The sequence below is a fragment of the Mycobacterium sp. IDUB_5 genome (genome assembly GCF_055419565.1).
Genome location: NZ_JBVAXX010000001.1, coordinates 900,566 through 923,279, shown reverse-complemented (window position 1 = coordinate 923,279; position 22,714 = coordinate 900,566). Strand labels below are relative to the sequence as shown.

General features: G+C 67.2%; 21 protein-coding genes. 13 read left to right on the top strand and 8 right to left on the bottom strand.

Annotation, left to right across the window (positions count from 1 at the left end; translation table 11 throughout):
* The first annotated feature begins 92 nt into the window (after positions 1-92).
* Genes ACZY1G_RS04605 through ACZY1G_RS04565 form a run of 9 tightly spaced genes read left to right on the top strand, consistent with a single transcriptional unit; the run spans position 93 to position 9,527 of the window.
* Positions 93-1,640: an ABC transporter substrate-binding protein gene (locus ACZY1G_RS04605; RefSeq protein WP_463821713.1), complete on the top strand. Its 1,548-nt coding sequence runs from the start codon at positions 93-95 to the stop codon at positions 1,638-1,640.
* A 20-nt stretch (positions 1,641-1,660) separates the two neighbouring features.
* Complete coding sequence (locus tag ACZY1G_RS04600) at positions 1,661-2,590, top strand: ABC transporter permease (RefSeq protein ID WP_463821712.1); 930 nt, start codon at positions 1,661-1,663, stop codon at positions 2,588-2,590.
* A gap of 19 nt (positions 2,591-2,609) precedes the next feature.
* Positions 2,610-3,599: an ABC transporter permease gene (locus ACZY1G_RS04595; RefSeq protein WP_463821711.1), complete on the top strand. Its 990-nt coding sequence runs from the start codon at positions 2,610-2,612 to the stop codon at positions 3,597-3,599.
* Entirely contained in the window at positions 3,596-4,615 is a 1,020-nt protein-coding gene (locus tag ACZY1G_RS04590; RefSeq protein WP_463821710.1) for an ABC transporter ATP-binding protein, read from the top strand. The genes ACZY1G_RS04595 and ACZY1G_RS04590 overlap by 4 nt, the downstream gene beginning before the upstream one ends.
* Positions 4,616-4,637: 22 nt before the next feature.
* Positions 4,638-5,654 carry an ABC transporter ATP-binding protein gene (locus tag ACZY1G_RS04585; protein WP_463821709.1) on the top strand — a complete coding sequence of 339 codons (1,017 nt, stop codon included), beginning with the start codon at positions 4,638-4,640 and terminating at the stop codon, positions 5,652-5,654.
* Positions 5,651-6,373 (top strand): sulfite exporter TauE/SafE family protein, encoded by a 723-nt coding sequence (locus ACZY1G_RS04580; RefSeq protein ID WP_463821708.1) that lies wholly within the window; start codon positions 5,651-5,653, stop codon positions 6,371-6,373. The genes ACZY1G_RS04585 and ACZY1G_RS04580 overlap by 4 nt, the downstream gene beginning before the upstream one ends.
* 22 nt (positions 6,374-6,395) lie before the next feature.
* Positions 6,396-7,193 (top strand): IclR family transcriptional regulator, encoded by a 798-nt coding sequence (locus ACZY1G_RS04575; protein WP_463821707.1) that lies wholly within the window; start codon positions 6,396-6,398, stop codon positions 7,191-7,193.
* On the top strand, positions 7,193-8,551 hold the full coding sequence (locus ACZY1G_RS04570) for an enolase C-terminal domain-like protein (protein WP_463821792.1): 1,359 nt from the start codon (positions 7,193-7,195) through the stop codon (positions 8,549-8,551). The genes ACZY1G_RS04575 and ACZY1G_RS04570 overlap by 1 nt, the downstream gene beginning before the upstream one ends.
* A 1-nt stretch (position 8,552) precedes the next feature.
* Complete coding sequence (locus ACZY1G_RS04565; RefSeq protein WP_463821706.1) at positions 8,553-9,527, top strand: 2-hydroxyacid dehydrogenase; 975 nt, start codon at positions 8,553-8,555, stop codon at positions 9,525-9,527.
* Here the strand turns inward: ACZY1G_RS04565 and ACZY1G_RS04560 are convergent.
* Complete coding sequence (locus ACZY1G_RS04560; RefSeq protein WP_463813919.1) at positions 9,524-10,684, bottom strand: DUF7159 family protein; 1,161 nt, start codon at positions 10,682-10,684, stop codon at positions 9,524-9,526. The genes ACZY1G_RS04565 and ACZY1G_RS04560 overlap by 4 nt on opposite strands.
* 71 nt (positions 10,685-10,755) lie before the next feature.
* Positions 10,756-10,920, bottom strand: a complete 165-nt coding sequence (locus ACZY1G_RS04555; RefSeq protein ID WP_463813918.1) for a hypothetical protein — start codon at positions 10,918-10,920, stop codon at positions 10,756-10,758.
* Positions 10,921-11,110: 190 nt separating this feature from the next.
* Here ACZY1G_RS04555 and ACZY1G_RS04550 point away from each other — a divergent pair, with 190 nt between their 5' ends.
* Entirely contained in the window at positions 11,111-11,410 is a 300-nt protein-coding gene (locus tag ACZY1G_RS04550) for a hypothetical protein (RefSeq protein WP_463821705.1), read from the top strand.
* A gap of 7 nt (positions 11,411-11,417) precedes the next feature.
* On the opposite strand, the gene ACZY1G_RS04545 is transcribed toward ACZY1G_RS04550, so the two are convergent.
* Positions 11,418-12,725, bottom strand: coding sequence for a PE-PPE domain-containing protein (locus ACZY1G_RS04545; RefSeq protein ID WP_463821704.1), 1,308 nt, complete (start codon positions 12,723-12,725; stop codon positions 11,418-11,420).
* 158 nt (positions 12,726-12,883) lie between these two features.
* Positions 12,884-13,192 carry a protein UsfY gene (gene usfY / locus ACZY1G_RS04540; protein ID WP_463813915.1) on the bottom strand — a complete coding sequence of 103 codons (309 nt, stop codon included), beginning with the start codon at positions 13,190-13,192 and terminating at the stop codon, positions 12,884-12,886.
* 388 nt (positions 13,193-13,580) lie between these two features.
* Here usfY and ACZY1G_RS04535 point away from each other — a divergent pair, with 388 nt between their 5' ends.
* Both ACZY1G_RS04535 and ACZY1G_RS04530 read left to right on the top strand, forming a co-directional pair.
* Positions 13,581-15,062 carry a PQQ-dependent sugar dehydrogenase gene (locus ACZY1G_RS04535; protein ID WP_463821703.1) on the top strand — a complete coding sequence of 494 codons (1,482 nt, stop codon included), beginning with the start codon at positions 13,581-13,583 and terminating at the stop codon, positions 15,060-15,062.
* A gap of 122 nt (positions 15,063-15,184) precedes the next feature.
* Positions 15,185-17,194, top strand: coding sequence for an MFS transporter (locus ACZY1G_RS04530; protein ID WP_463821702.1), 2,010 nt, complete (start codon positions 15,185-15,187; stop codon positions 17,192-17,194).
* Between the two features lie 8 nt (positions 17,195-17,202).
* Here ACZY1G_RS04530 and ACZY1G_RS04525 read toward each other — a convergent pair whose 3' ends face one another.
* Both ACZY1G_RS04525 and ACZY1G_RS04520 read right to left on the bottom strand, forming a co-directional pair.
* Complete coding sequence (locus tag ACZY1G_RS04525; protein WP_463813912.1) at positions 17,203-18,192, bottom strand: phospholipase D-like domain-containing protein; 990 nt, start codon at positions 18,190-18,192, stop codon at positions 17,203-17,205.
* Entirely contained in the window at positions 18,189-19,964 is a 1,776-nt protein-coding gene (locus ACZY1G_RS04520; RefSeq protein WP_463813911.1) for an ABC transporter ATP-binding protein, read from the bottom strand. Before ACZY1G_RS04520 ends, ACZY1G_RS04525 begins: the two co-directional genes overlap by 4 nt.
* 131 nt (positions 19,965-20,095) lie before the next feature.
* Here ACZY1G_RS04520 and ACZY1G_RS04515 point away from each other — a divergent pair, with 131 nt between their 5' ends.
* Entirely contained in the window at positions 20,096-20,929 is an 834-nt protein-coding gene (locus ACZY1G_RS04515; protein WP_463813910.1) for a hypothetical protein, read from the top strand.
* Here the strand turns inward: ACZY1G_RS04515 and ACZY1G_RS04510 are convergent.
* Complete coding sequence (locus ACZY1G_RS04510) at positions 20,926-21,882, bottom strand: tripartite tricarboxylate transporter substrate binding protein (RefSeq protein WP_463813909.1); 957 nt, start codon at positions 21,880-21,882, stop codon at positions 20,926-20,928. The two genes, ACZY1G_RS04515 and ACZY1G_RS04510, sit on opposite strands and share 4 nt — an antisense overlap.
* Before the next feature lie 62 nt (positions 21,883-21,944).
* Complete coding sequence (locus ACZY1G_RS04505; RefSeq protein WP_463813908.1) at positions 21,945-22,703, bottom strand: SDR family oxidoreductase; 759 nt, start codon at positions 22,701-22,703, stop codon at positions 21,945-21,947.
* Positions 22,704-22,714 lie beyond the last annotated feature (11 nt).

The window sequence follows — 22,714 nt, the reverse complement described above, 5'->3', positions numbered from 1 at the left end:
GACGCTCGTGGAAACCGGCTCTTACGGTGTGGTTGCCATCACAGCTTGCATCTACATACGTGGACGTCACAGCCCCCAGCCCGGGAGGACCCATGAAACCCGCAGTCGTTGCCGTACTCACCGTCGCGGCAGTCACCGCGAGTGGTTGCTCTGTCGCGAACTCCGGCGGCGGGGGATACGACCCGGGCACGCTGCGCATCGTTCTCCAGCAGGAGCCGCCCACTCTGGAACCGTGCGAGAGCTCGCTCACCTCGACCGGCATCGTGGTGCGTTCCAACATCACCGAGCCCCTGCTGGAGCGCGACGCCACCACCGGCGATCTGACTCCGCTGCTTTCCACCGAGTGGACGCAGACGAGCCCCACCCAGTGGACCTTCCACCTGCGCGACGGCGTGACGTTCTCCGACGGGGCACCCTTCACCTCCGAGGACGCGGCATTCTCGATCGACCGGGCCGTCAACTCCGATTTGCAATGCAACGTCGACGGCTACGTGTTCGGTGACGAGAAGCTCAGCCTGCAGACCCCGAACCCGACAACGGTCGTGGTCGGCACCACTGAACCGGATCCGATTCTGCCGCTGCGTATCTCATTCGTGGAGATGGTGCCACGCACCACCAGCATCACCGAGAAGGTGCGCGAGCCGATCGGCACCGGCCCCTACGCCATCGCCGCATGGGACTACGGACAGAAACTGACACTCAAGCGCAACCCTACATACTGGGGCCCCGCTCCGGCCTTCGCCACTGCCGAATACCGTTGGCGCAGTGAGGGAAGCGTGCGCGCGGCGATGATCATCAACGACGAGGCGGACATCGCCACCGGCCTTGGGCCCGAGGACGGCGCCGGCGACCGGGGCGTCCCGTTCCAGAACAACGAGACCACAGCTCTGCGCATGCAAGCCACCGAGCCGCCGCTCGACGACATCCGGGTGCGCCAGGCCATCAACTACGCCGTCAACCGCACCGGAATCGTCAAAGCGCTGTTCCGCGGCCTGGGCCAGCCTGCCGCACAGCTGATTCCGTCCGGTGTCGTCGGTTACAACGACCAACTGCAGCTGTGGCCGCACGACACCGACAAAGCCAAGCAGCTGATCGCCGAGGCGAAAGCCGACGGTGTGCCCGTCGGCACCCAGATCCGGTTGATCGGCCGCACCGCGCAGTTCCCGAACATCAGCGAAACCATCGAGGTGCTGCAGGCCGAGTTCACCGAGATCGGGCTCAACGTCAAGATCGAAATGATGGACACGTCCAATCAGCTGGAGTACCAGCTGCGGCCGTTCCCGGCCGACACCGGGCCCTACCTGCTGATGATCATGCACGGCAACCAGGCTGGTGATGCCGCGTTCACCATGGATCAGTACATGCTCTCGGATGGCCCGCAAAGTGCCTACGGGACAAAGAAATTCGACAATGAGATCCGCGCGGCCGAGGCGCTGACCGGGCAGGCCCGTCAAGACGCATTCGCCGCCCTGTTCGCCGAGGAACCCAAGGAGATCATGCAGATGGCCTACATCGCCCACATGAAAGGCATCCTCGGCAAGTCCCCCCGCGTCGACTACACCCCCGATCCGGCCACGGGCGACGAGATGCGGCTCGCCGCGATGACTCCCGCCGGTGACGACCGCACCGACCAGTCCTGAGCAACAGGAAGGCCAGCCCCATGTTCCCCTTCGTCCGGCGCCGGATGTACTCCAGCGCACTGCCGTTGATCATCGTGTTGCTCGGCGTGTTTCTCCTCGCCCGGCTCACCGGTGACCCCACCAACCTGTACCTGCCCGAGTCCGCCACCGCCGACCAGCGCTCCGAGTTCGCCGCGGCGAACGGCTTCAACGATCCGCTGATCACCCAGTTGATGGACTACTTCAAGGGTGTCATCCACCTCGACTTCGGCACCTCGCTGCGCACCGGTGAATCCGCGGCGGACATGGCTCTGCGGGCCTTCCCGGCCACACTGCAGCTGGCGATCACCACGATGCTCCTGGCGATCGTCGGAGCCGTCGTCATCGGCTGCTGGGCCGCGTACCGCCCCAACTCGCTGGCCGACCGGTTCTCCAGCCTGCTGTCCATGACCGCCGCGTCGATCCCCGACTTCTGGTTCGCCATCACCGGCGTGTGGCTCTTTGCCGTGCTGCTCGGCTGGCTACCCACCTCCGGGGTCGACGACGGCATGCTGAGCTGGATCCTGCCGATCGCGACGCTGATGATCCGGCCGCTCGGCGTGCTCACCCAGGTGGTCCGCGGGGCCATGGTCTCGGCGCTGTCGGCGCCGTACGTGCGGCTGGCCCGAAGCAAGGGAGCCAGCGATTTCCGCGTGGTCAGCCACCACGCCCTGCGCAACGCCGCCGCCCCGGCCCTCACCGTGGCCGGCGACCTCGCCGTCGGCCTCATCAACGGCGCGGTCGTGGTCGAGGCGATCTTCGGCTGGCCCGGCATCGGGAAACTGATGATCGACGCGATCCTGCAGCGCGACTTCGCGGTCCTCCAAGCCGCGGTGCTGCTCACCGCAGTCAGCATTTTCCTGCTCAACATCTTCATCGACGCCTGCTACGCGCTGCTCGACGCGCGGGTGCGGGAACCGGCTCGCATCTAAGACCGCTAGGAGCACACTCATGACGCAGATCGACCTGATCCCGGTCAAACCCACCACGGCTATCGTCGGCGAAGACGACACCGACACCGCACGTATGCGGGGCCGCTCCCTGTGGTTCCGGTTGCTGGTCAACGACCGCGTGGCATTCGCCGCCGCATGTGTCCTCGGACTCGTGTTCCTCACGGCGCTGCTCGGCCCCGTCGTGTTCGGCGACCTCGCCACGCGCATCGATCTGGACAACTCCAACCAGGCGCCGTTCACCCTCAGCCACGGCTGGGCGAACATCCTGGGCACCGACCCGCTGGGGCGGAGCATGCTCGCCCGGCTCGTCGTCGCGTGCCGCACCACGCTGTCGGTAGCCGTACCCGCAGTGGTGATCTCCGCGGTCGTCGGCTCCGCGATCGGCATGTGGGCGGGCTACCACCGGGGCTGGCGCGAGACGGTGGCGATGCGCATCGCCGACGTGATCATGAGCTTCCCGTCCCTGCTGCTCGCCGTCGTCGTGCTCTACGTCTTCTCCCCCAGCGCTGCCAACATCGTTGCAGTGCTGGCCATCACCCGCATCCCGGTGTACCTGCGCACCGCCCGCGCCGAGTCCGCCGAACTGCAGAGCCGGGTCTTCGTCGACGCGGCACGCACGTTCGGTGCCAGCGCCAACTCGATCATCGGCCGGCACGTGCTGCCGATCGTGCTTCCCACCCTGCTCACCGTCGCGACGCTCGACTTCTGCTACGTCATGCTCGCCGAGAGCTCGCTGAGCTTCCTGGGCATCGGAATCCAGCCACCGGACGTCAGCTGGGGTCTGATGGTCTCCCAGGGCCGCACCTATCTGCACAGCGCCTGGTGGCTGTCGTTCTTCCCCGGCCTGGCCATTGTGATCACCACCGTCTCGGCGACGGTTCTGGCCGCCTGGGCGCGCATCGCCACCGACCCCGGCCAGCGGTGGCGTCTCACCGTCCCGCAGAAGCGGTTGGCCGCCTTCACCAAGACCGGAAAGGCACTGCGATGAGTGCACTCGCTGACCACGACATCCACGTCGACACCTCGCCCGTCCTCGAGGTCGACCGCCTGTCGGTCGAGGTCCGCACGATCTCGGGGACCCTGCGGGCCGTCAACGAGGTGTCCTTCGGCGCGCGCCGCGGCGAAACCCTGGCTCTGCTCGGCGAATCCGGCTGCGGCAAGTCGATGACGGCGACGGCCCTGGTCGGGCTGCTCGAGCCGGTCGCCGACATCGTCGGTGGCAGCGCACGACTCGCACACCAGGGCGGAACCGTCGATCTGGTGACGGCCGACCGCAAGAAGCGGCGCGCGATGGCAGGCACCGAACTGGCGATCGTGTTCCAGGATGCACTGACCGCACTCAACCCGCTCTACACGGTCGGAACCCAACTGGCCGAACCGTTTCGGATACACCACGGGCTCTCCGCGAAGGAGGCCAAGAGCAAGGCTGTCGAGTTGATGGCCCGGGTGGGAATTCCGCAGCCCGAGACGAGGATGAACTCCTACCCGCACCAGTTCTCCGGCGGCATGCGCCAGCGGCTGCTGATCGCGATGGCCGTCGCACTCAATCCCAGCGTGTTGATCGCCGACGAGCCCACCACGGCACTCGACGTCACGGTGCAGGCACAGATCATGGCGCTGCTGCGGGATCTGCGTACCGAATACAACATGGCCGTCGTCCTCATCACCCACGATCTCGCCCTGGTCGCCGAAGAGGCCGACCGCGTCGCCGTGATGTACGCCGGCAACATCGTCGAGACCGGCTCTGTCGCCGAGGTGTTCGCGAATCCCCGCCATCCCTACACGAAGGGGCTGCTGAATTCGGTCCCGGTCAACGCCCGCCGCGGCGACAGCCTGAAGTCCATCGGGGGTTCACCACCTGACCTACACGCTGTCCCCGCTGGATGCGTCTACCAGGCCCGCTGCCCCCTGGCGCGCGACATCTGCACGACGACACGACCTGTCCTGTCGGGCACCGACCGCGCGACAGCCTGCCACTTCCCGGAAGAGGTCACCAATGTCTGATCACACTGTGTCAGATCACACGATGTCGAACGGGAACGGAAGCCCGCTGCTCGAGGTCCGCGACATCCGCAAGTCCTTCCGGGTACCGCACGCCGGCAAGAACGCCCTTCGCGCACTCGACGGCATCACGCTGGATCTCAAGCGCGGTGAGACACTGGGCCTCGTCGGCGAATCCGGCTGCGGTAAGTCCACGCTGGCGCGGACGCTGATGATGCTCGAGCGGCCTGACGAGGGCAGCGTGCGCTTCGACGGCGTCGACCCCTTCAGCCTCAAGGGGTCTGAACTCCTGGCCTTCCGCCGCCGGGTCCAGATGGTGTTCCAGGATCCCTACGCCTCACTGAACTCGCGCATGTCCGCCGCCGAGATCATCGCCGAACCGTGGCGCAGCCACAAAGGGGTGGTGAAGAACCGGCAGGACCGCGACATGCGGGTCCGCGGGTTGCTCGACATGGTGGGTCTCGGCGCCAAGGCCGCCGACAAGTATCCCCAGGAGTTTTCCGGTGGGCAGCGCCAGCGCATCGGTATCGCACGGGCACTGGCGCTGGACCCCGACGTGATCATCTGCGACGAACCGGTGTCCGCTCTCGACCTGTCGGTGCAGGCGCAGGTACTCAACCTGCTCAACGACCTGCAGGACCAACTCGGCATCAGCTACATCTTCATCTCCCACGACCTGTCCGTGGTGCGCCACGTCGCCGACCGCGTGGCCGTGATGTACCTGGGCCGAATCATCGAAAACGGGCCCACCGAGGCGGTATACGAGCGGTCCAACCACCCCTACACCGCGGCCCTGATGTCGGCAGCGCCCTCACTCGACAGTGCCCGCCGCGGTGAGCGCATCCTGCTCAAGGGTGAAGTACCGTCACCGATCGATCCGCCGTCGGGATGCCGATTCCGGACCCGGTGCTGGAAGGCGACCGACGTGTGTGCGATTACGACACCGCCCGTGGCCGTGGACCCTGAAACACCCGGCCATGCCGCCGAGTGCCACCATCCTCTGCTGCTCGAAGGGAGTGGCCGTGAAACGGTGCCGGCATGAGTGTCGGCGGGTATTGCGTTCTCGCCGTAGCGATTCTCCTGGCGTCCGCCCTGCAGGCGTCCATCGGCTTCGGCATGGGGATGTTCGCGGCACCGATCGTCGCCCTGGTCGAGCCGGCGTTGATTCCGGGCACGCTGATCATGGTGGCGACCCTGGTGACATTGATCGTCGTGATCCGCGAGCGGGAGGCGATCGATCTGTCCGGCACCGGCTGGGCGCTCGTCGGTCGAGTTCCCGGCACCATCGCGGGCGCCCTTCTTCTCGCGGCGCTGCCGCACCGCGCGCTGTCACTGATGCTGGCCGCCGTGGTGCTCGGTGGAGTGGTACTGACCAGCAGCGGTTGGATTCCGACTGCACGCCGACGCAACGTGGTGATCGCTGGGGCGACGTCCGGCCTGCTGGGGACGGCGACCTCCATCGGTGGTCCCCCGATGGCGTTGGTGTGGCAACGCAATTCAGGGCCCCGGTTGCGCGGCACCATGGGCGGGTTCTTCCTGGTGGGATCGGTGATCTCGCTGATCGTGCTGGCGGTCACCGGCGCCGTGGACGAACGCACCTGGTGGGGCTTCACCGTGCTGGTGCCCGCGGCGGTGGCGGGCTATCTGCTGTCCATGGTGGTGAACCGGCATCTGAATCCGGCCCGGCTGCGCCGAGTGGCGATCATCGTCTCCGCCGTGGGCGCTGCGCTGCTGATCGGCCGCGAACTGTTGGCGATGTGAGAGAGCTTGTGAGGGAGATGTTGTGACAGAAGATCTTCCGGTGCGGAAGGTCAAGTCCGCGGTCCGCACCGTCGAACTGCTGGAGTATCTCGCCGACCGCCACGACGAGCCGGCCCGGTTGCGGGAGATCAGTGACGCTCTCGACATGCCGCGCAGCAGTGCCCACGCGCTCCTGCGCACTCTCGTCGGTCAGGGCTGGGTCCGTTCGGACCCCACAGGGACGTTCTACGGCATCGGTATTCGTGCGCTGCTGGTCGGTACCAGCTACCTCGACAACGACCCGTATCTTCCGCTGATCGTCCCTTTTTTGGACGATTTGCGCGCAGCCCTCGACGAGACATTCCACCTCGGCCGGCTCGACGGCACCGACATCGTCTACCTGGCCACGCGCGAATCCCAGCAGTACGCGCGCACCGCCAATCGTGTCGGCAGACGCTTACCCGCCTACGCCACCTCGCTCGGAAAGGCTCTGCTGGCCGAACAGTTCGGCGTCGAGCGCGAGCGGCACATCCCGTCGGTTCTGACACCACTGACGCCGCAGACGATCACCGAACGCGCCGTTCTCGACAGCCAACTCGACGAGATCCGCATTCGCGGTTACGCGGCAGACGACCAGGAAAACACCGCCGGGGTACGGTGTTTCGCGGTACCACTGCGCTACTGCCGGCCCACGCAGGACGCGATCAGCGCCTCGATACCCGTCGGCCGGCTCAGCCCGCAGCGCGAACGCGAGATCATCGACGCACTCCAGAGCACCGGCGACAAGGTCTCCCGTGTCGTGCGCCCCCTGGCCAACGGCGACAAATGGTTCGCATCATGATGCTCGAGAGGAAGAAGACCGTGAAAACACCCGTCGTCACCGACGTCACCGTCATCCCGATCGCCGGACATGACAGCATGCTGCTCAACCTGTCTGGTGCGCACGGGCCCTTCTTCACCCGCAATCTCCTGGTCGTCACCGACTCCGCAGGTAACACCGGGGTCGGCGAGGTACCCGGCGGCGAACCGATCCGCCGCACGCTGGAGGACGCGCGAAACCTGATCGCCGGCCGCAGCATCGGCGACTACAACGCCGTGCTCAACGCTGTTCGGCACGCCTTCCGTGACCGTGACGCCGGCGGACGCGGCGCGCAGACCTTCGATCTCCGAGTGACCGTGCACGCCGTCACGGCCATCGAGTCGGCCCTGCTCGACCTGCTCGGTCAGCATCTCGACGTCCCGGTGGCGGCGTTGCTCGGCGACGGGCAGATGCGTGACCGTGTGCAGGCCCTCGGATACCTCTTCTTCGTCGGCGATCGCCGCAAGACCGACCTCGCCTACCGCTCTGCCGCAGACGAATCCGCGGACGCCGACGATTGGATGACGGTGCGCCACGACGAGGCGCTGACGCCCGACGCAATCGTCCGACTCGCCGAGGCCGCACAGGCCCGCTACGGGTTCGCCGATTTCAAACTCAAGGGCGGAGTACTGCCCGCGGCCGACGAGGCGAAAGCCGTCATCGCCTTGGCCGAACGCTTCCCGGAGGCGCGGATCACCCTCGACCCCAATGGTGGGTGGCTGCTCGACGACGCGATCCGGACCTGCCGCGAGCTCCGCGATGTGCTCGCCTACGCCGAAGATCCTGTCGGGCCGGAGGGCGGCTTCTCCGGACGGGAGGTGATGGCGGAATTCAAGCGGGCCACCGGACTACCCACCGCGACGAACATGATCGCCACCGACTGGCGGGAGATGGGGCATGCGATTCGGTCGGGAGCGGTCGACATCCCGCTGGCCGATCCCCACTTCTGGACGATGGCGGGTTCGGTGCGTGTCGCACAGTTGTGCGACGCCTGGGGGCTGACATGGGGATCGCACTCCAACAACCACTTCGACGTGTCACTGGCGATGTTCACCCACGTCGCCGCGGCCGCGCCAGGCAACATCACCGCGATCGACACCCACTGGATCTGGCAGGACGGCCAAGCGATCACCGCCGACCCCTACGACATCGTCGACGGTCACCTGACCGTGCCTGATGCGCCGGGGTTGGGTGTGACGCTCGACGACGCCGCCGTCACGGCGGCCCATGCGCTGTACCGCGCCGAAGGTCTCGGCAGCCGCGACGATTCCGTCGCGATGCAGTACCTGATCCCCGGCTGGACATTCGACAGCAAACGACCTGCACTGCACAGGAATTGACGTGAAGATCGTCGTCGCCGACCCCAACCTCCTGCCGCACCGCGATCGCTTCGAGGCAAAGGCACCCGCTGGATCGGACATCCACTGGCTCCCCGACGGTGCCACCGAGTCGGACCTGCGCGATGCGGACGTGTACGTCGGCAGCCGCTTCACCGCCGACATGGCACGCCCCGCCGAGAAGCTGCGCCTGATCCACGTCGCCGGTGCCGGCACCGACAAGATCGACTTCGCGGCACTGAGCCCCGAAACGCTCGTCGCCAACACCTTTCACCACGAACGTTCGATCGCCGAGTACGTGGCTGCTGCCGCGGTGATGTTGCGCCGCCGCTTCCTCGTCCAGGATCGCGCGCTCCGTGAGGGTGTCTGGGCGACATCGGTCTACGACCGGACGATCGACCAGGCCTCCACACTGGGCGAGGCGCGGATCGGCTTCGTCGGGTTCGGCCACATCGGTCAGTGCAGCTGGAAACTGTTGCGCGCGTTCGGTTGCACTGCGGTTGCTGTCACCGGTTCGGGCAGGGCCGCAGATGACGCGGGGCTCGCGTGGGTGGACGACACGAGCGCGCTCGACCGACTGATGCGCGACAGTGATGTCGTCGTGGTGTCGGCCCCGCTGAACTCCGCCACCACGGGAATGATCGGCGCCTCGGAGCTCGCGGCACTGGGCCCCGAGGGGGTACTGATCAACGTCGGGCGCGGCCCGTTGGTGCAGGAACAGGCGCTCTACGAGGCGTTGACCGAGGGCGTGATCGCCGCAGCCGCGATAGACGTCTGGTATCGCTATCCGACCGACGGAACCCCCTGTGCCCCGAGCGATCTCCCCTTCGGGGAGCTACCCAACGTGCTGATGACACCGCACTCGTCGGGCGTCACGTCGGATACCTTCGCAGGCCGCGTCGAGGATGTCGCAGCGAACATCCTGCGGTTGCAGCAGGGCACGCCGCTACGCAACGTGGTCGCCGGGACCGCCGGCTAGGGCGTGTAGTCGTACTGCGGCTCGTGGAACCGGTTGATGATCGGGATGCGTTCGATGATGCGATCCCGCAGCCGCGGCTGAGGATTGTCGACGACCACCGGAGGAGGCACGGCCGCCGGGAGCGGTCCGCCCGGGGGCACCAGGACGGGTGCACCCGGCGCGGGAGCCAGATAGTCCGGCGGGGGTGCCGGCGGGACGTACTCCGGCGCTGGCGCGGGCGCGGCCGCCGCAGGCTCCTCCACCACAGGCGCCACCTCGGGTGGAGCGGGCAGTTGCACGGCCTCGGGTGCGGGCGCTTCGTTGGCGACGGGCGCCGCGGGCACCGGCGGCGGAGCGGCCGGCGCAGGAGGAGCCACGACCTCAGGGGCAGGCGGGGCCGCCTCGGGGACCTCGTTCTGCACTGAGCGCGCCATCTGCGGGGCGGGATCGGGGGTGAGGCTGAGACCGACGGCCGCCGACACCGACACGACGAGCGTCACGACGGCCGCGGCCAGCACCGAGGCCAGCACGGCGGTGGTCGAGAGGCGCCGCCCCGAGGATCGATGGGCGACGTCGAGGAGAGCGACCGCCGATGCCGCCGCCGACGCAGCCCCTCGCGCGAGAGCCAGCTCCGATTGATCGGCGGACACCACGGCGGCGTCCGTGCGCTGCTGCAGGACGGCCATCGCCCCCGCGACATCACCGGAACCCAGCACGACCGCCGCGTCGGCCGCCGGGAGCTGTGCGTGGGCGAGCGCGGCCACGTCAACACGGTCGGCCGTGACGCCATCGGGGTTCACCCCGACCAGCACCGATGCGGCGGGTTCGGCGACGTAGACCATGACGCGCTCGTGTCCGGCGACATCGGCGATACCGAGCGCCAGAGTCTCGGCCGCCTCGACATCTGAGACCGCGATGACGTTCTCGACTCCGCGGTCGGTGAGCGCCTGCCACACCGCACTCGCGGTGCTCTCCGCGGTGGAACACCAGGTCAGGCCGACGGCGTGCAGGCGTCGGGAGGTGTCTTCGCCGATCAGGGAGTCGAGCAACGCGCCGGCATCCACGCCGGCACGGTCGGCGGATCCCCGATCGATGGTGGCGCCGTCACCGGCGGTGCCTTCGACCAGCACCCAGCGCACCGATGACGACGTCATCGACAGGCCGAGCACAAGGTCCATGACGTCACGATCCGATCTCTTTGCGACTAACCGACGACCCTACCGCGCGTGCCGCGACCCGCAAATCCCGCTCACGGCGCACCCTCGAGCAGGTGGCGCCGCCAGGCCATCGCCGCGGACGCACTCATCTCATGGAAGCTCAGCCAGGACAGGTCGGCGTTGCCGACGCAGCGATGCGGCTCCCCCAACCACGACGGCCGCTCGGCGCCGCATCGCGAGCAGTGCGCAGACGTCATCGCTACAACATCGCATCCCGCGCCGCACCCCACCAGCGGACCGGTATCCCCCGATCGGAGGACCAGGGTTTCGTCCTGGCCATCCGCCGCCCGGTGGACAGACGGCGACCCCCGACGCCGGGCATTCTCGTATCAACGCCGAAACAACCGGCAGGAAAATCAAATACCAACGCAGACAAAGGAAATCATCATGAACATCACCGCTCGCATCGTCGCCGCCCCCCTGCTCACCGCCGGCATCCTGGGTGGTGCACTCGGACTCACCGGAACTGCCGCCGCGGCTACCCCCTCCACCACCCATGTGACCACGACGCACAACGGCCATGCGCCGAGCACCCCGCGTGACACCCGGTCGCACATGCCGACCCAGCCGCGGGTGTTCGGCCCCTCCATCGTCACGTCACCGAAGGCTCACACCCCGAACGCTCACATCTCGAACCCAGCGGAGTACCGGCACCGCCTCCACCGCCACGTCCACCGCGTGTGGTGACCAGAGGTCAGGCGGCCTCGCCCTTCGCGGCGGGGCCGGCGGACGTCGAGTCGTCCGACGGGGCCTGGACCTTCTTCGGGGCATCCTCGCTCGTCGCGTCATCGTTCGAGGCGGAGTCCTCACGCCCCTGACGAGCACTCTTCTTCTCGTGGCGGGTCGCGTTCGCCTCCTCCAGCGCCTCGCGAAGATGCTTTCCGGGGTGCCACGACGAGCGCTTCGTGCCCTGGTCCCGGTCCTCGTCCTGCTCGCGCGGCTCCGGCGTCGACCGCTGCGGCTGCGCCGGCTCGACGACCTGCGGCTCGTCCACGGTCGCCACCTCCGGCTGCACGTTCCGGCGCGGGAAAATGGTGGCGCGCGTCGGCGCACCGTAATCACTTCTGTCGTAAGCAGTTTCGATGATCTTGCGAAGTGGCGCGTCGAGTGCCGCGATCACCGCGTCAGGCAGGAACGGATCCAGCGGGATCAACAGCGGGATCGGGTAGGTCCGCACCACGTAATAGGTGGTGTTGGTGCCCTCGTCCACCTGGTAGTAGTCACTGTCGCCCGATTCCCTGGCCGCGATCAGATCCTCGGCCGTCAGCTCGAACTGGGTGTTGCCGTGCACCAGAGCCATCCCCGCGATCGCGTTGGCGATCGCCAGTGGATTCCACAGATACGTCGGGAAATCGGACCAGCCGTCGTACTGGCGGGCGACGTCGATGGTGGGATCGCCGTTGTCAGGGGTGGCTCCGTTGAAGCTGACGTCAAGGATCGGGATGTGTAGTCCAGCGAAGCGCTCCAGGATGCCGCCGTTGGGCCGGTTCGGATTCGCGACCAAGATATAGGTGTTGCCCTCGTGGGTCGCCTTGTACTGCGACGCGACGGCCGCCCCCTGGGAGAAACCGAAGATCACGTCGCCGTTGGCCGGACTCGCCTCTGCCAGGTTGGCCACGCCCTCGGCGACCGAATCGTCGAACTTCAGGTCCTTGAAGCCGCCCGCCGAGATGGGCCAGAATCCGGCGTTGTAGTCGACCTTCTCATAAGGGCCATCGGTCTCTGGGGCGCCCGTGCCGTCGACCACGACACCGATGAAGTCCTCGAACTCCTGCTGCGTCGCCTGATGACCGTTCGTGGTGCCACGCAGGTAGTGCAGGGTCGCGAGCAGCTGCGGGCTCACCGACATCGTCGGGGCTGTCCCAAGCATCGCCGCACCGGCGACGGCAACTCCAGCCATGCCGACGGCGGTCACCGCCGCCTTGGCCCGCCGCCGTCCACCGCTCGACTGCTGCTTCCGTGCCCGATGCCTGCCCTGCGTGCCCGCCCGACGAATACCCATTGCCTCCCCCTCGCGTGGTGTTCGGCAGTGTATGGCGGAATATTTGCTGATATGGCGTTTCGCGGAGATTGCCCAGAAATCGATCATGATCCACGCGTCAATTCGCCGAATCTGGCCCGGCGGCGGCCGAACCACGATGTTGCTGTCAGCAGCCTCAGCTAGCTCGCACGAAGATCTCGGTGGTCGGGATGTTCCCTCTGCCACCGCCTCTCGACGCGCTTGACCCGCTGATGCTCCAGCGCGATCAGGAGGGCACCCGCGGTCACGAGCGCTCCGGCGATGAGCCCCAGGATCAGCGACAGATCACGGTTGCCGTATGCCGTCGCGGCGACGGTGCCCGCGATCAGTACCGTGCCGATTGCAATCAGCAGCAGTCCGGGCAACCACAGCGTGTCGATGAAGGATTCCCCGCTGTGCGGCAGAGTCGTGCGAACGTGATCCACCGGATCGCGATGAGCGCCTTTCATGGCAACTCCCTTCTTCGCCGGGATACTTCGAGGATACGCCGTTGTGAGCTGGATCACACCGATGGTCATCGATCGGTCATGATCGGCAACCTGGTGTCGTGTTGTGTTTGCTGAGCTCGCGGGCTGAACTCATCGGCCCTTACGGGATCGCGCCCGGCGAGCGGGGCGCCTTCGCCATATCCGAACGACTCTGCATGTTTCGATCTTGACATGCCACGATGCGCGAAAAGTGTTGCTCGCCTGCGCATCCCGCCCGCACAGCGACGTCACAGATTTCACGCCGAAAACGCAATGCGCTCCCCATGCGCGACCTACAGTCGCCCCATCGGGATGTTGCTCGGTTACCGCCGACAGAGCGGTGCTGGGACCCCGCTCGCAAGGAGGCGTCATGGGGGAATCGTCGTCAGCGGCCAGATCCGCTCTCCACATCGGCCGAGTCGGGGGCCTCGCCATCGCCCTCGGTATCGGTGCGGCGGTCATGACGGGCCAGGCAGTCGCGTCCGCGGACGACGATACGTCGTCGTCGCCGCCGTCGACTGCGAGGAACGTTGCAACACAAGGCGATTCGCCGTCGGCTGCAGGCCCCCGAGTGCGCCGCGATAGCGCCGAGAGCAGCGAGGCACGCAACGATCGCGCCACCCGCCGGGCCGAAGCCCGGGCCGACCGCGCAGCCGCCCGCGAGGAGCGCGCCGCCGACCGCGCCGAGCGCGTCGCCCAGCGCCACGAACGCACCGTGACGATCGACTCGCCCGAACCGGCCGAGCCGGCCGCACCGAGCCCCCGGCCGTCGCGATTGCTGGACCTCGTCGGCGCCGGGCTGACCGCGGCGGGCACGCGACAGACCGTGGCGGCCGCCGACGTCGCCCCCGAACGCACCGTCGTCGCATCCGGCTTCACGCAACCGACCGACTTCCAGTTCCTGCCCGACGGCCGCATCCTCGTCGCGGAGAAGAACGGGCGGATCCGCGTCGTCGACGAGGACGGTGATGTCCAGCGGCGACCGCTCTATCGGGTGCCCACGCTGACTCAAGGTGAGCGAGGCCTCGGCGGCCTGACCGTCGACCCCGATTTCGAGACCAACGGCTACATCTACGTCGCCTATACGACGATCTTCGCGCGGGACCGGCTGGCGCGGCTGACCGTGCGCGGCGACCGCGTGGTGTTCGGCTCCCAGAAGGTCTTGCTGCAGTCGACGGACCCCTCGGCCTTCTTCCACCACGGCGGCGCACTCGGATTCGGTCCCGACGGGATGCTCTACTGGGGCGTCGGCGACAACAAGAACTCCGACAACGCCCAAGACCTCGGCACCATCCACGGCAAGATCATCCGGATCAATCCCGACGGCACGGTCCCCGACGACAACCCGGACCTGGGCGACGGGGCGCTGCCGCAGATCTACGCGTACGGCTTCCGCAACCCGTTCCGGCTGACCTTCACTCCCAGCGGTCAGCTGCTGGTCGCCGACGTCGGCGAGAACTCCTTCGAAGAGGTCGACAACGTCATCGCCGGGGGCAACTACGGATGGCCCGGCTCGGAGGGCCTCTGCACCAGTGACTGCGTGGGCGTGCAGGACCCGATCTACACCTACGGGCACGGCAGCGGCGGCGCGGCCATCACGTCGGTGCTGTTCTACAACGGGGGCCAGCTCGGTGACGAGTTCCAGAACACCCTGCTGGTCGCCGACCTGGTGAAGGGCTGGATCAAGGCGCTGGACTGCACTGCCGACTTCTCCTCCTGCGGGAACGTCCGGGACTTCGATGCACAGGCCGGCGGGACCGTCGTACTCGCGCAGGGCACCGACGGGGCCCTCTATCAGTTGCGCTACGACACCGGGCAGATCATCCGCATCGGCACACCTCCGGTGATCTGACCGTTTTCCTGGGAGGTCCCTGGGAACACCGCTGATCGGGGAATGCCGGGCGCCGGGACCCGGTTGCCGCCCAACGTGGCCCTCTTCTCGCATCGTGACCGTGTTTCCGGTGGGTGCTGCTGATGCGCCAAGGACCCCTGGCCGGGCGATACCCCGCGGTGGCCGCCATGGTCACGCTGGCGCTGATCCCCTACCTGGCGTTGTCGGCCGCACTCGACCCGTTGGTGCCGATCATCAGCGAACAGCTGCACATGAGTGCGCAGACGATGGCGATCAGTTCGGGACTGGGCAACGCCGCGTACGCGGTCGGCACCGTGCTGGCCGTGCAGTTCGCCCAGCACCTGCCGCAGCGCCGGATGCTGGTCGGCTACGCGGTGCTGCTGGTGGTCGGATCGGTGACTGTCGCGGCCGCGCCGAATGCGCCGACGTTCGTGATCGGACACGTTCTGCAGGGCTTGTCGACCAGCATGCTGTTGATCGCCGCCGCTCCGCCGCTGACCATCGGCTTCCCCCGCGACAAGTTGCGCAACACCGCAGTGATCATGAACATGTGCGTGTTCGGCGCCGTCGCACTCGGCCCGTTCATCGGCGGTGCACAAGCCGAAGCGCACGCATGGCGGCCCCTGTTCTGGATCGTCGCTGCGGTCGCGCTGGCCGCCCTCGTGCTGGCCGTGCTGACGTTCGACGACGCGCCTCCCGCCGACCGTGATGCGCCCCGCGACCTGCCTGCCATCGCGCTGGCCACGGTGGGGTGCACGGCGGCGTTCGTCGGAGCCGCCCAACTGACCAGCCATGAGATCTCCGATCTCGCGGTGACCGTCCCGATGCTCGGCGGGCTGTTGCTGATCGTCGCGCTCATCGTCTACCAGTACCGCGCCGCCCGGCCGCTGCTGACGATCCGCACGATGCTCACCAGTGCGATCCCGGTGGCCGGCGTCGGCGTGGCGCTGTTCGCTGCGGCCGCGTCGGTGGCCGCGACCGCGCTGACCGCCGCGGTGTTCCTGCAATCGTTCAGCCCCGTCCAGGTCGGACTGCTCTACCTGCCGGAACTCGGCGGCGCGATCGTGATGGCCGTCGTGTTCGGCTTCGTGATCTCCCGCCGCGCGATGCACTACCTGCCCCTGGTCGGGATGGGGCTGCTCGCCGCAGGCATTCTGGTGTTCCGACTCTCGCTGCCGGCGAATCATTCACTGGCGCTTCTCGGTTCGGCCCTGACCGGGCTCGCGCTCGGCGCCACCGTGGCGCCCGCGCTGTTCGTCGCCGGCTTCTCGCTGCAGTCGAACAGCCTGCAACGGGTGTTCGCGATCATCGAATTGTTGCGTGCTGTCGCGGCGTTCATGGTGGCGCCGATCTTCGCCCACCTGGCCACCCGGGTGTCCGACGATCTCGTCGCCGGGACCGGCATCGCACTGTGGGTCGGGTTCGGTCTCGCGATCGGCGGTGCCGCGTTCGGGGTGGCGGTCTACGCGCTGAGCGGAGCCAGGCCTCAGACGCCGGACCTCGACGAGTTCCTCGACGGGGACTCCCCCGCGTGGTATTCACCGCCGCTGCTGGCACGCCTGCGCAGACTCCCGACGACACCGGGCCCCAGCACTCTCGGCAGTACCCCTGCTCCGGCGCCCGTCCTGACGGCGACCGGCGACCGGCCGATCCTGTTCGCCTACGACGGCACCGAACTCGCAGCGGCGGCGATTTCCCGGGCCACCGAACACCTGGCGCCGCACCGCGACGCCGTCGTGGTCTGCGTCTGGCAGCCGGTCGACGTCGGCTTCCGTCCGGTGGACGACGACCGCGTCGACGCCGACCGGGCGGGCGATGTCCGGTCGGCCGCGGAAAAGACTGCCGCGCATGGTGCTTCGCTCGCCGAAGCGGCGGGCTTGCATGCCTGCAGCGTGGCGGTCGAGGCGACTCCGACGTGGAAGGGCATCGTCGCGGCCGCCACCGAGCACGACGCCGCGATGATCGTGCTGGGGCCGCACCGCCGCAGCGGACTGGTGGGCCATCTGCAGGGCAGCGTCACCGCGGCCGTGATCGCCCACGCCGCAGTGCCTGTGTTGGTTGTCCCTGCGGGTGCGCCAGGGAGCGCGTCCCGGGCCACACACGAGCAGATGGTGCACAGCGGGGCGCACTGACCCCGTGGCTACTGAGGCCGGTGGAGACCGAGTTGGTCGACCTGCCGCTTGTCGCTGTGGGCCAAATCGGCCAGTAGCGCCTCGTCACTGAGATCCAATGGCGCGGAATGCTTCCAGTCATGGTGCGCGACGTGATTCAACCGAGTGATCAGGTGGTGATCGTCGACCTCGATGGCGAGTTCGCGCCGATGGTCGAAACTCCCCGGCGACAGGTTGATCGAACCGACGATCGCCCGCTCGTGATCGGCCACCATCATCTTGGCGTGCAGCTTCAGGTGCTTGAGCCGGTGGATCTTGATGCCGACATCCTCGAGGATGCGTAACCCGCTGACACCCTCGAGGAGCTTGTCGGCCTTCAGATGATGGGCGGCACGGGCCATCACGTGCACCTTGACCCCACGGCGCGCCGCGCGCACCAACCGCTCGATGATCACCGGGTCCTGGTAGCGCTCGTTCTGAACGAACAGCGTCTTGTCGGCCCGGTCGATGAAATCGGCGATCCGGGCCCGCCCGTTGGTCGGACACCAGATCAGCCGGGCGTCGTCACCGGGGTTGAATTCCTCTCGCGCCCAGTCGGCTTCGAAACACTCGATGATCTCGAGCACCTCGTGCGAGCTCGGCGTGACCACCGCATAATCGCGCGTCTCGGTGAAGTTCTCGTCGGTCCAGTTCAACGATTCCACGAACGCGAACTCGTCGTCGATCACCATCGACTTCTCGTGGGTCAACCCGAACGACGGGTTGCTCTCCGTGACATCGATGCCGTATCCCGTCAACAGGTCTCGCGCACCGTCGTTGTCTGTTTCGCCGTCGCGCCGCTCCGGGTTCAGCATCACCTTGACCAGGACGCCGCGCTGATGCGCCGCGACGATCGCGTCGAGCAGCGGCTGGTGGCTGAATGCGAACATCTTCACGCGCACCGACTTGCTCGCGGTGTGGATGGCGTCGAGAACGGGCTGCGCCGAATCGTCGGGCAGGATGATCAGGGAGCGGGTCACGGTTTCTCGTCCTCGTACTGGATGCGGTGAAGCTCAGCGTATCTGCCGTCGAGCTCCAGCAACTCGCTGTGGCTGCCCTCTTCGACCACACGGCCGTCCTCGAGCACGACGATCTTGTCGGCCTCGCGGATCGTCGAAAGCCGGTGCGCGATGGTCAGCACGGTGCGATCACTCATCAACCGCTGCAGTGCGCTCATCACCAGATGTTCGGACTGCGCGTCCAACGCAGCCGTCGGCTCGTCGAGGATCAGGATCGGGCTGTCACGGATGAGTGCTCGGGCGATGCCGATGCGCTGACGCTGCCCGCCCGACAACGTCATGCCACGCTCGCCGACCGCGCTGTCGTAGCCCTGCGGCATGTCGGAGATGAACTCGTGGGCGTTGGCCAGTTTCGCTGCCTCCACGATCTCGTCGTGGCTGGCGTCGGGTCGGCCGAACGCGATGTTGTCGCGGATCGTGCCCCGGAACAGCACCGTGTCCTGCAGCACGTAGCCGATCTGCTGGCGGATGTCGTGCAGTCGGTAGTCGCGCAGGTCCACGTCGTCTATCTTCACCGAACCCATACTGGGGTCGTAGAAGCGTGGAATGAGGCTCACCAGAGACGATTTGCCGCTGCCGGTGTGTCCCACGATGCCGACGAGCTGACCGGGGCTCACCTCGAACGTCACGTCCCGGAGCACCGGCTTCTCACCGTCGTAGCTGAACGCCACCCGCTCGAAGCGGATGCCGCCCTTGATCTTCGAGGCCGCGACCGCGTCGGGCCTCTCCTCGATGCCGGTCTCCGCGTCGAGCAGCGCGGCCACCCGCTCGACCCCGACTGCGGCCATCGCGATCGTGTTGGTCAGCTTCGCCAGATCCTGCACTGGTTTGAAGAACGACGCCAGGTAACTGATGAACACCGTCAGCGTTCCCGCGGTCATCGCGCCGGCGAGGATGAGCGCCGAACCACGCCACAGCACCAGAGCCGTACACGCCGCGACCACGACCGCGACGATCGGGGAGACCACCGATTTCACCCGCCGTGCGTTGAGAGCGGCGTCCACGGCCTGCTGGCCGGCGATCGCCAGCTGCTGTTCCTGCAGGGCTTCGCGATCGAACGCCTTGACGACCCGGATCGACTGCAGCCCCTCTTCAGCCACGGCGACGATGTCGGACTCACGTCGGCGGACCTCATGGGTTGCGGCCTTGACCGCCTTGCGGATACGGGAGACGAACAGCAGCAACAGCGGTGCGACCGCGAGTGCGACCAGCGTGAAATCCCACTGCAGGTACAGCATCAGGCCGAGCATGCCGACGATCGTCAGCAGGTCGGTGGCGATCCCCAGTGTCGAGGCGGATGCGAAATCCTGGATGGTGTCGACGTCGTCGGTCAGCGTCGACAGGATCGGCCCGACCCGGTGAGTGTCGAAGTAGCTCAACGAGAGCTGCTGCAGATGGTGATAAGCACGGGTACGCAGATCGTTGCCGACGCGCTGGCCAACCGTCTCGGTGAGGTAATTGGCGGCGTAGGTGGCGATGGCGGCGATCACCGCGATGATGATCACCATGATCGCGGCGAGACCGGCGATGTGCATGCGACTTTCGCCGCCGAGAATCGGCTGCAGCAGTCCGTGCAGCCACGGCGGCAGCGGGTGATCACCGACCACGCTGTCGAGCACGACCTTCAGGGGCCATGGCGCGGCCAGGCCCATCGCGATCTGGACGCAGAGCACCGCGAAGATGCCGACCACCGACCATCGGTAGGGGCGAAGCAAGTCCAGGATGAGTCTCACGGCGCGGCTGCCTCGCTGTCATGGGTCATCGATCGAGCGGACAAACAGTACATCGCGGAGGTTGCTCGGAGGTGACGAACTCGAGGTGCGCGCGGGTAGGGTCGCAGGCACTTTGTCCCGGAAAGGTGTCCATGAGTGCGGTCGTCGGTCGCTACGCCAGGGCGATGGCGCGAGCCGGTGCAGCCCGCCCCTACAGCGCCCGCCGGAGCGCCGGGGCATTCGCCCTCCCTCTCCCGAGCGCCGTCGCCGCCGAGATTCGCTGGCTGTTCCATCCGCCCTACGCCTGCCTGAACGGCGTCGCGATCAACATGGTGCTGGCCGCGATGTGGCTGCTGGTGCAGCCACTGACGCGCCACCCCATGCACAACGATCTGATCGTCGTCGTCGACACCTACTTCGCGTCGTTCGTCCTGGCCGACATCACGACCACGAACATGCTCGGCTCCGACCACTACCGCGTACAGGCCGCGATGACGTCGGGCACACCCCTGTCGCGGATCCTCGTGGTGAAGAACCTCGCCTTGTTCGCGGTGATCGGTCTGCCCACTCTGGTGACGGCGGTCGTGTTCACGCTGTGGTTCGACACACCGTCGCGACTGCTCAGAACTGTGCCCAATGTCCTGGTGCCGGTGGTGTCGTGGCTCGGCATCGGAAATCTGGTCTCCGTACTGCTCCCCGTGGCTGCCGCGCCGCTGGTGCGGCGATGGCGACGCCGCTCCGACACGCGCCGCGTCGCGTTCTGGCTGTCCGCGTTGGCGTTGCCCTACGCGCTGTACTACATCGCCGACCCGATCGGCGGGGTCGGACACGAGGTGTTCTGGAACCGGATTCCCGCAGCCATCGGCCCCATCCTCGGCCGTGACACCAAGAGTGTCGTGCATCTGGGGATCGCGCTGGCGGTCTGGGCGCTGGCCACCGCAGCCGCAGCGCTGTGGGTGCGCCGGCGGGGACTGAGGGTGCGCTAGGCGATTCGGTAAGCAGCCTCGACGTCGGCCTGGGTGTCGGCGAGGAACGTCTGCAGCTCGTCGCCGACCATGAACGTCGTCACGAACCCGCTGCGGTCGGCGATGCCTTTCCAGGTCTGGGTCGCCACCATGGTGGCCAACGCCTGCCGCCAGTAGTCGACGGCGTACTGCGGCATTGCCGGCGGCCCGTAGAGCCCCCGCCAGTTCGCCAGAGTCACGTCCAGCCCCTGTTCTCGCGCGGTCGGCACGTCGAGCCCGGGCAACCGGTCCTCGGACAGCACACCGAGCGCGCGCAGCTCGCCGCTGCGGATCTGGTCGACGAACTCGCTGACCCCGCCGATCGCCACCTCCACCTCACCATTGCGCAGCGCCGCGGTCTGTTCGCCGCCGCCCTCGTGGGCGATGTAGCGGGTGGCGCGCGGATCATCACCGGCAGCATTGGCCAACAGATCGAAGGGTGCCTCGTCGTCGGGAGCGGCGCCGACGCGGGCGCGAGCGGGATCGGTCCTGATGGCTGCCATCAGGTCGGTCAGGTTCTGGTAAGGCGAGGTCGGGGTGGTGACGACGACGAAGTACTCGGTCATCAGCCGCGCGATCATCGTCACGTCGGTGCAGCCGTAGCGCGATACGCCTCGCGCCTGGTTCATCATCGTCGCCAGCGAGGCGACGGACAGCTGATCGTCGGCTCCCCGATACTGCTCAACCATCGTCGCCAGGAAGTCCGAACCGCTGTTCCCCGGCCGATTCTGAACCGGCAGAGGCACATTCACGATGCTCTCGGCCTGCAGCGCGTCGACCACAGAGCGGATCGTCAGATCGAACCCGCTGCCCGGCCCGGCTCCGGCCGTCATCGTGACCGGGCCACTCGGATACGGGGCAGCGGTGGCGGCAGGGGTGATGGCGAACAGGAGCAGAAGCGCGAGCAGGGCGCGCGGGATCAGCCACGAGAACACGGCAAGACACTAGAGGTTGCCGGGCGGTTGCGTGGCCGCTCGGCAAAAACGTCAGCGGAGCCTCAGTTCGGATCGGCCTCGTTGAGGGTGCGCACGACATCGTCGTACTCGCCTCGTACCTCCGAATAGCGAAGGAATTTCACCCGCTCCACCTGGATCTCCTTGCCGTCCGGATCGCTTTCCAGGATCTGCATGACCTCGGCGATGAAGTTGTCCAGCGGCATCGCGAACGTGCTCTCCCGTTGTCCGGGAAGCAGATCCGTGGCCACCGAAGGCGGCACCAGTTCTTTGAGCGACACCGACGTGTCGGCCAGTTGCAGCCGCAGCGACTCGGTGAGCATGTGGATGGCCGCCTTGGAGGCGTTGTAGCTCGGCGTGATCTTCAGCGGCGTGAAAGCCAGACCCGACGACACGGTGACGATCGTGGCCGCCGGCTGCTTCTGCAGATGGTCGATGAACGCCGCGATCAGGCGGATCGGACCCAGCAGGTTCGTGGTGATGACTGCCTCCGCGGAGTCGAGGAAGCCGTCGGGGTGGTGCCAGTCCTCCACACGCATCACACCGGCCATCGCGATGATCACGTTGAGATCCGGATGCTTGTCGATCACGGATGCGGCCGCTGCCGAGATGCTGGCCGAATCGGTCGTGTCGATCTGCACGGTGTCGATGCCGGGATGCTGTGCGGCGATCTGGTCGAGGAGTTCGGTGCGCCGGCCGCCGACGATGACGGTGTTGCCCTTGTCGTGCAGAGCCAGTGCCAGCGCGAGGCCGATGCCGCTGGTCGACCCGGGGATGAAAATGGTGTTGCCCGCGATGTTCACGGCAGTCCTCT

Excerpts from the sequence above, each read along its gene's own strand:
- ACZY1G_RS04605 (WP_463821713.1), top strand. The coding sequence starts at position 93 with ATGAAACCCGCAGTCGTTGCCGTACTCACCGTCGCGGCAGTCACCGCG.
- ACZY1G_RS04600 (WP_463821712.1), top strand. The coding sequence starts at position 1,661 with ATGTTCCCCTTCGTCCGGCGCCGGATGTACTCCAGCGCACTGCCGTTG.
- ACZY1G_RS04595 (WP_463821711.1), top strand. The coding sequence starts at position 2,610 with ATGACGCAGATCGACCTGATCCCGGTCAAACCCACCACGGCTATCGTC.
- ACZY1G_RS04590 (WP_463821710.1), top strand. The coding sequence starts at position 3,596 with ATGAGTGCACTCGCTGACCACGACATCCACGTCGACACCTCGCCCGTC.
- ACZY1G_RS04585 (WP_463821709.1), top strand. The coding sequence starts at position 4,638 with ATGTCGAACGGGAACGGAAGCCCGCTGCTCGAGGTCCGCGACATCCGC.
- ACZY1G_RS04580 (WP_463821708.1), top strand. The coding sequence starts at position 5,651 with ATGAGTGTCGGCGGGTATTGCGTTCTCGCCGTAGCGATTCTCCTGGCG.
- ACZY1G_RS04570 (WP_463821792.1), top strand. The coding sequence starts at position 7,193 with ATGCTCGAGAGGAAGAAGACCGTGAAAACACCCGTCGTCACCGACGTC.
- ACZY1G_RS04560 (WP_463813919.1), bottom strand. The coding sequence starts at position 10,684 with ATGGACCTTGTGCTCGGCCTGTCGATGACGTCGTCATCGGTGCGCTGG.
- ACZY1G_RS04555 (WP_463813918.1), bottom strand. The coding sequence starts at position 10,920 with ATGACGTCTGCGCACTGCTCGCGATGCGGCGCCGAGCGGCCGTCGTGG.
- ACZY1G_RS04550 (WP_463821705.1), top strand. The coding sequence starts at position 11,111 with ATGAACATCACCGCTCGCATCGTCGCCGCCCCCCTGCTCACCGCCGGC.
- ACZY1G_RS04545 (WP_463821704.1), bottom strand. The coding sequence starts at position 12,725 with ATGGGTATTCGTCGGGCGGGCACGCAGGGCAGGCATCGGGCACGGAAG.
- usfY (WP_463813915.1), bottom strand. The coding sequence starts at position 13,192 with ATGAAAGGCGCTCATCGCGATCCGGTGGATCACGTTCGCACGACTCTG.
- ACZY1G_RS04535 (WP_463821703.1), top strand. The coding sequence starts at position 13,581 with ATGGGGGAATCGTCGTCAGCGGCCAGATCCGCTCTCCACATCGGCCGA.
- ACZY1G_RS04530 (WP_463821702.1), top strand. The coding sequence starts at position 15,185 with ATGCGCCAAGGACCCCTGGCCGGGCGATACCCCGCGGTGGCCGCCATG.
- ACZY1G_RS04515 (WP_463813910.1), top strand. The coding sequence starts at position 20,096 with ATGAGTGCGGTCGTCGGTCGCTACGCCAGGGCGATGGCGCGAGCCGGT.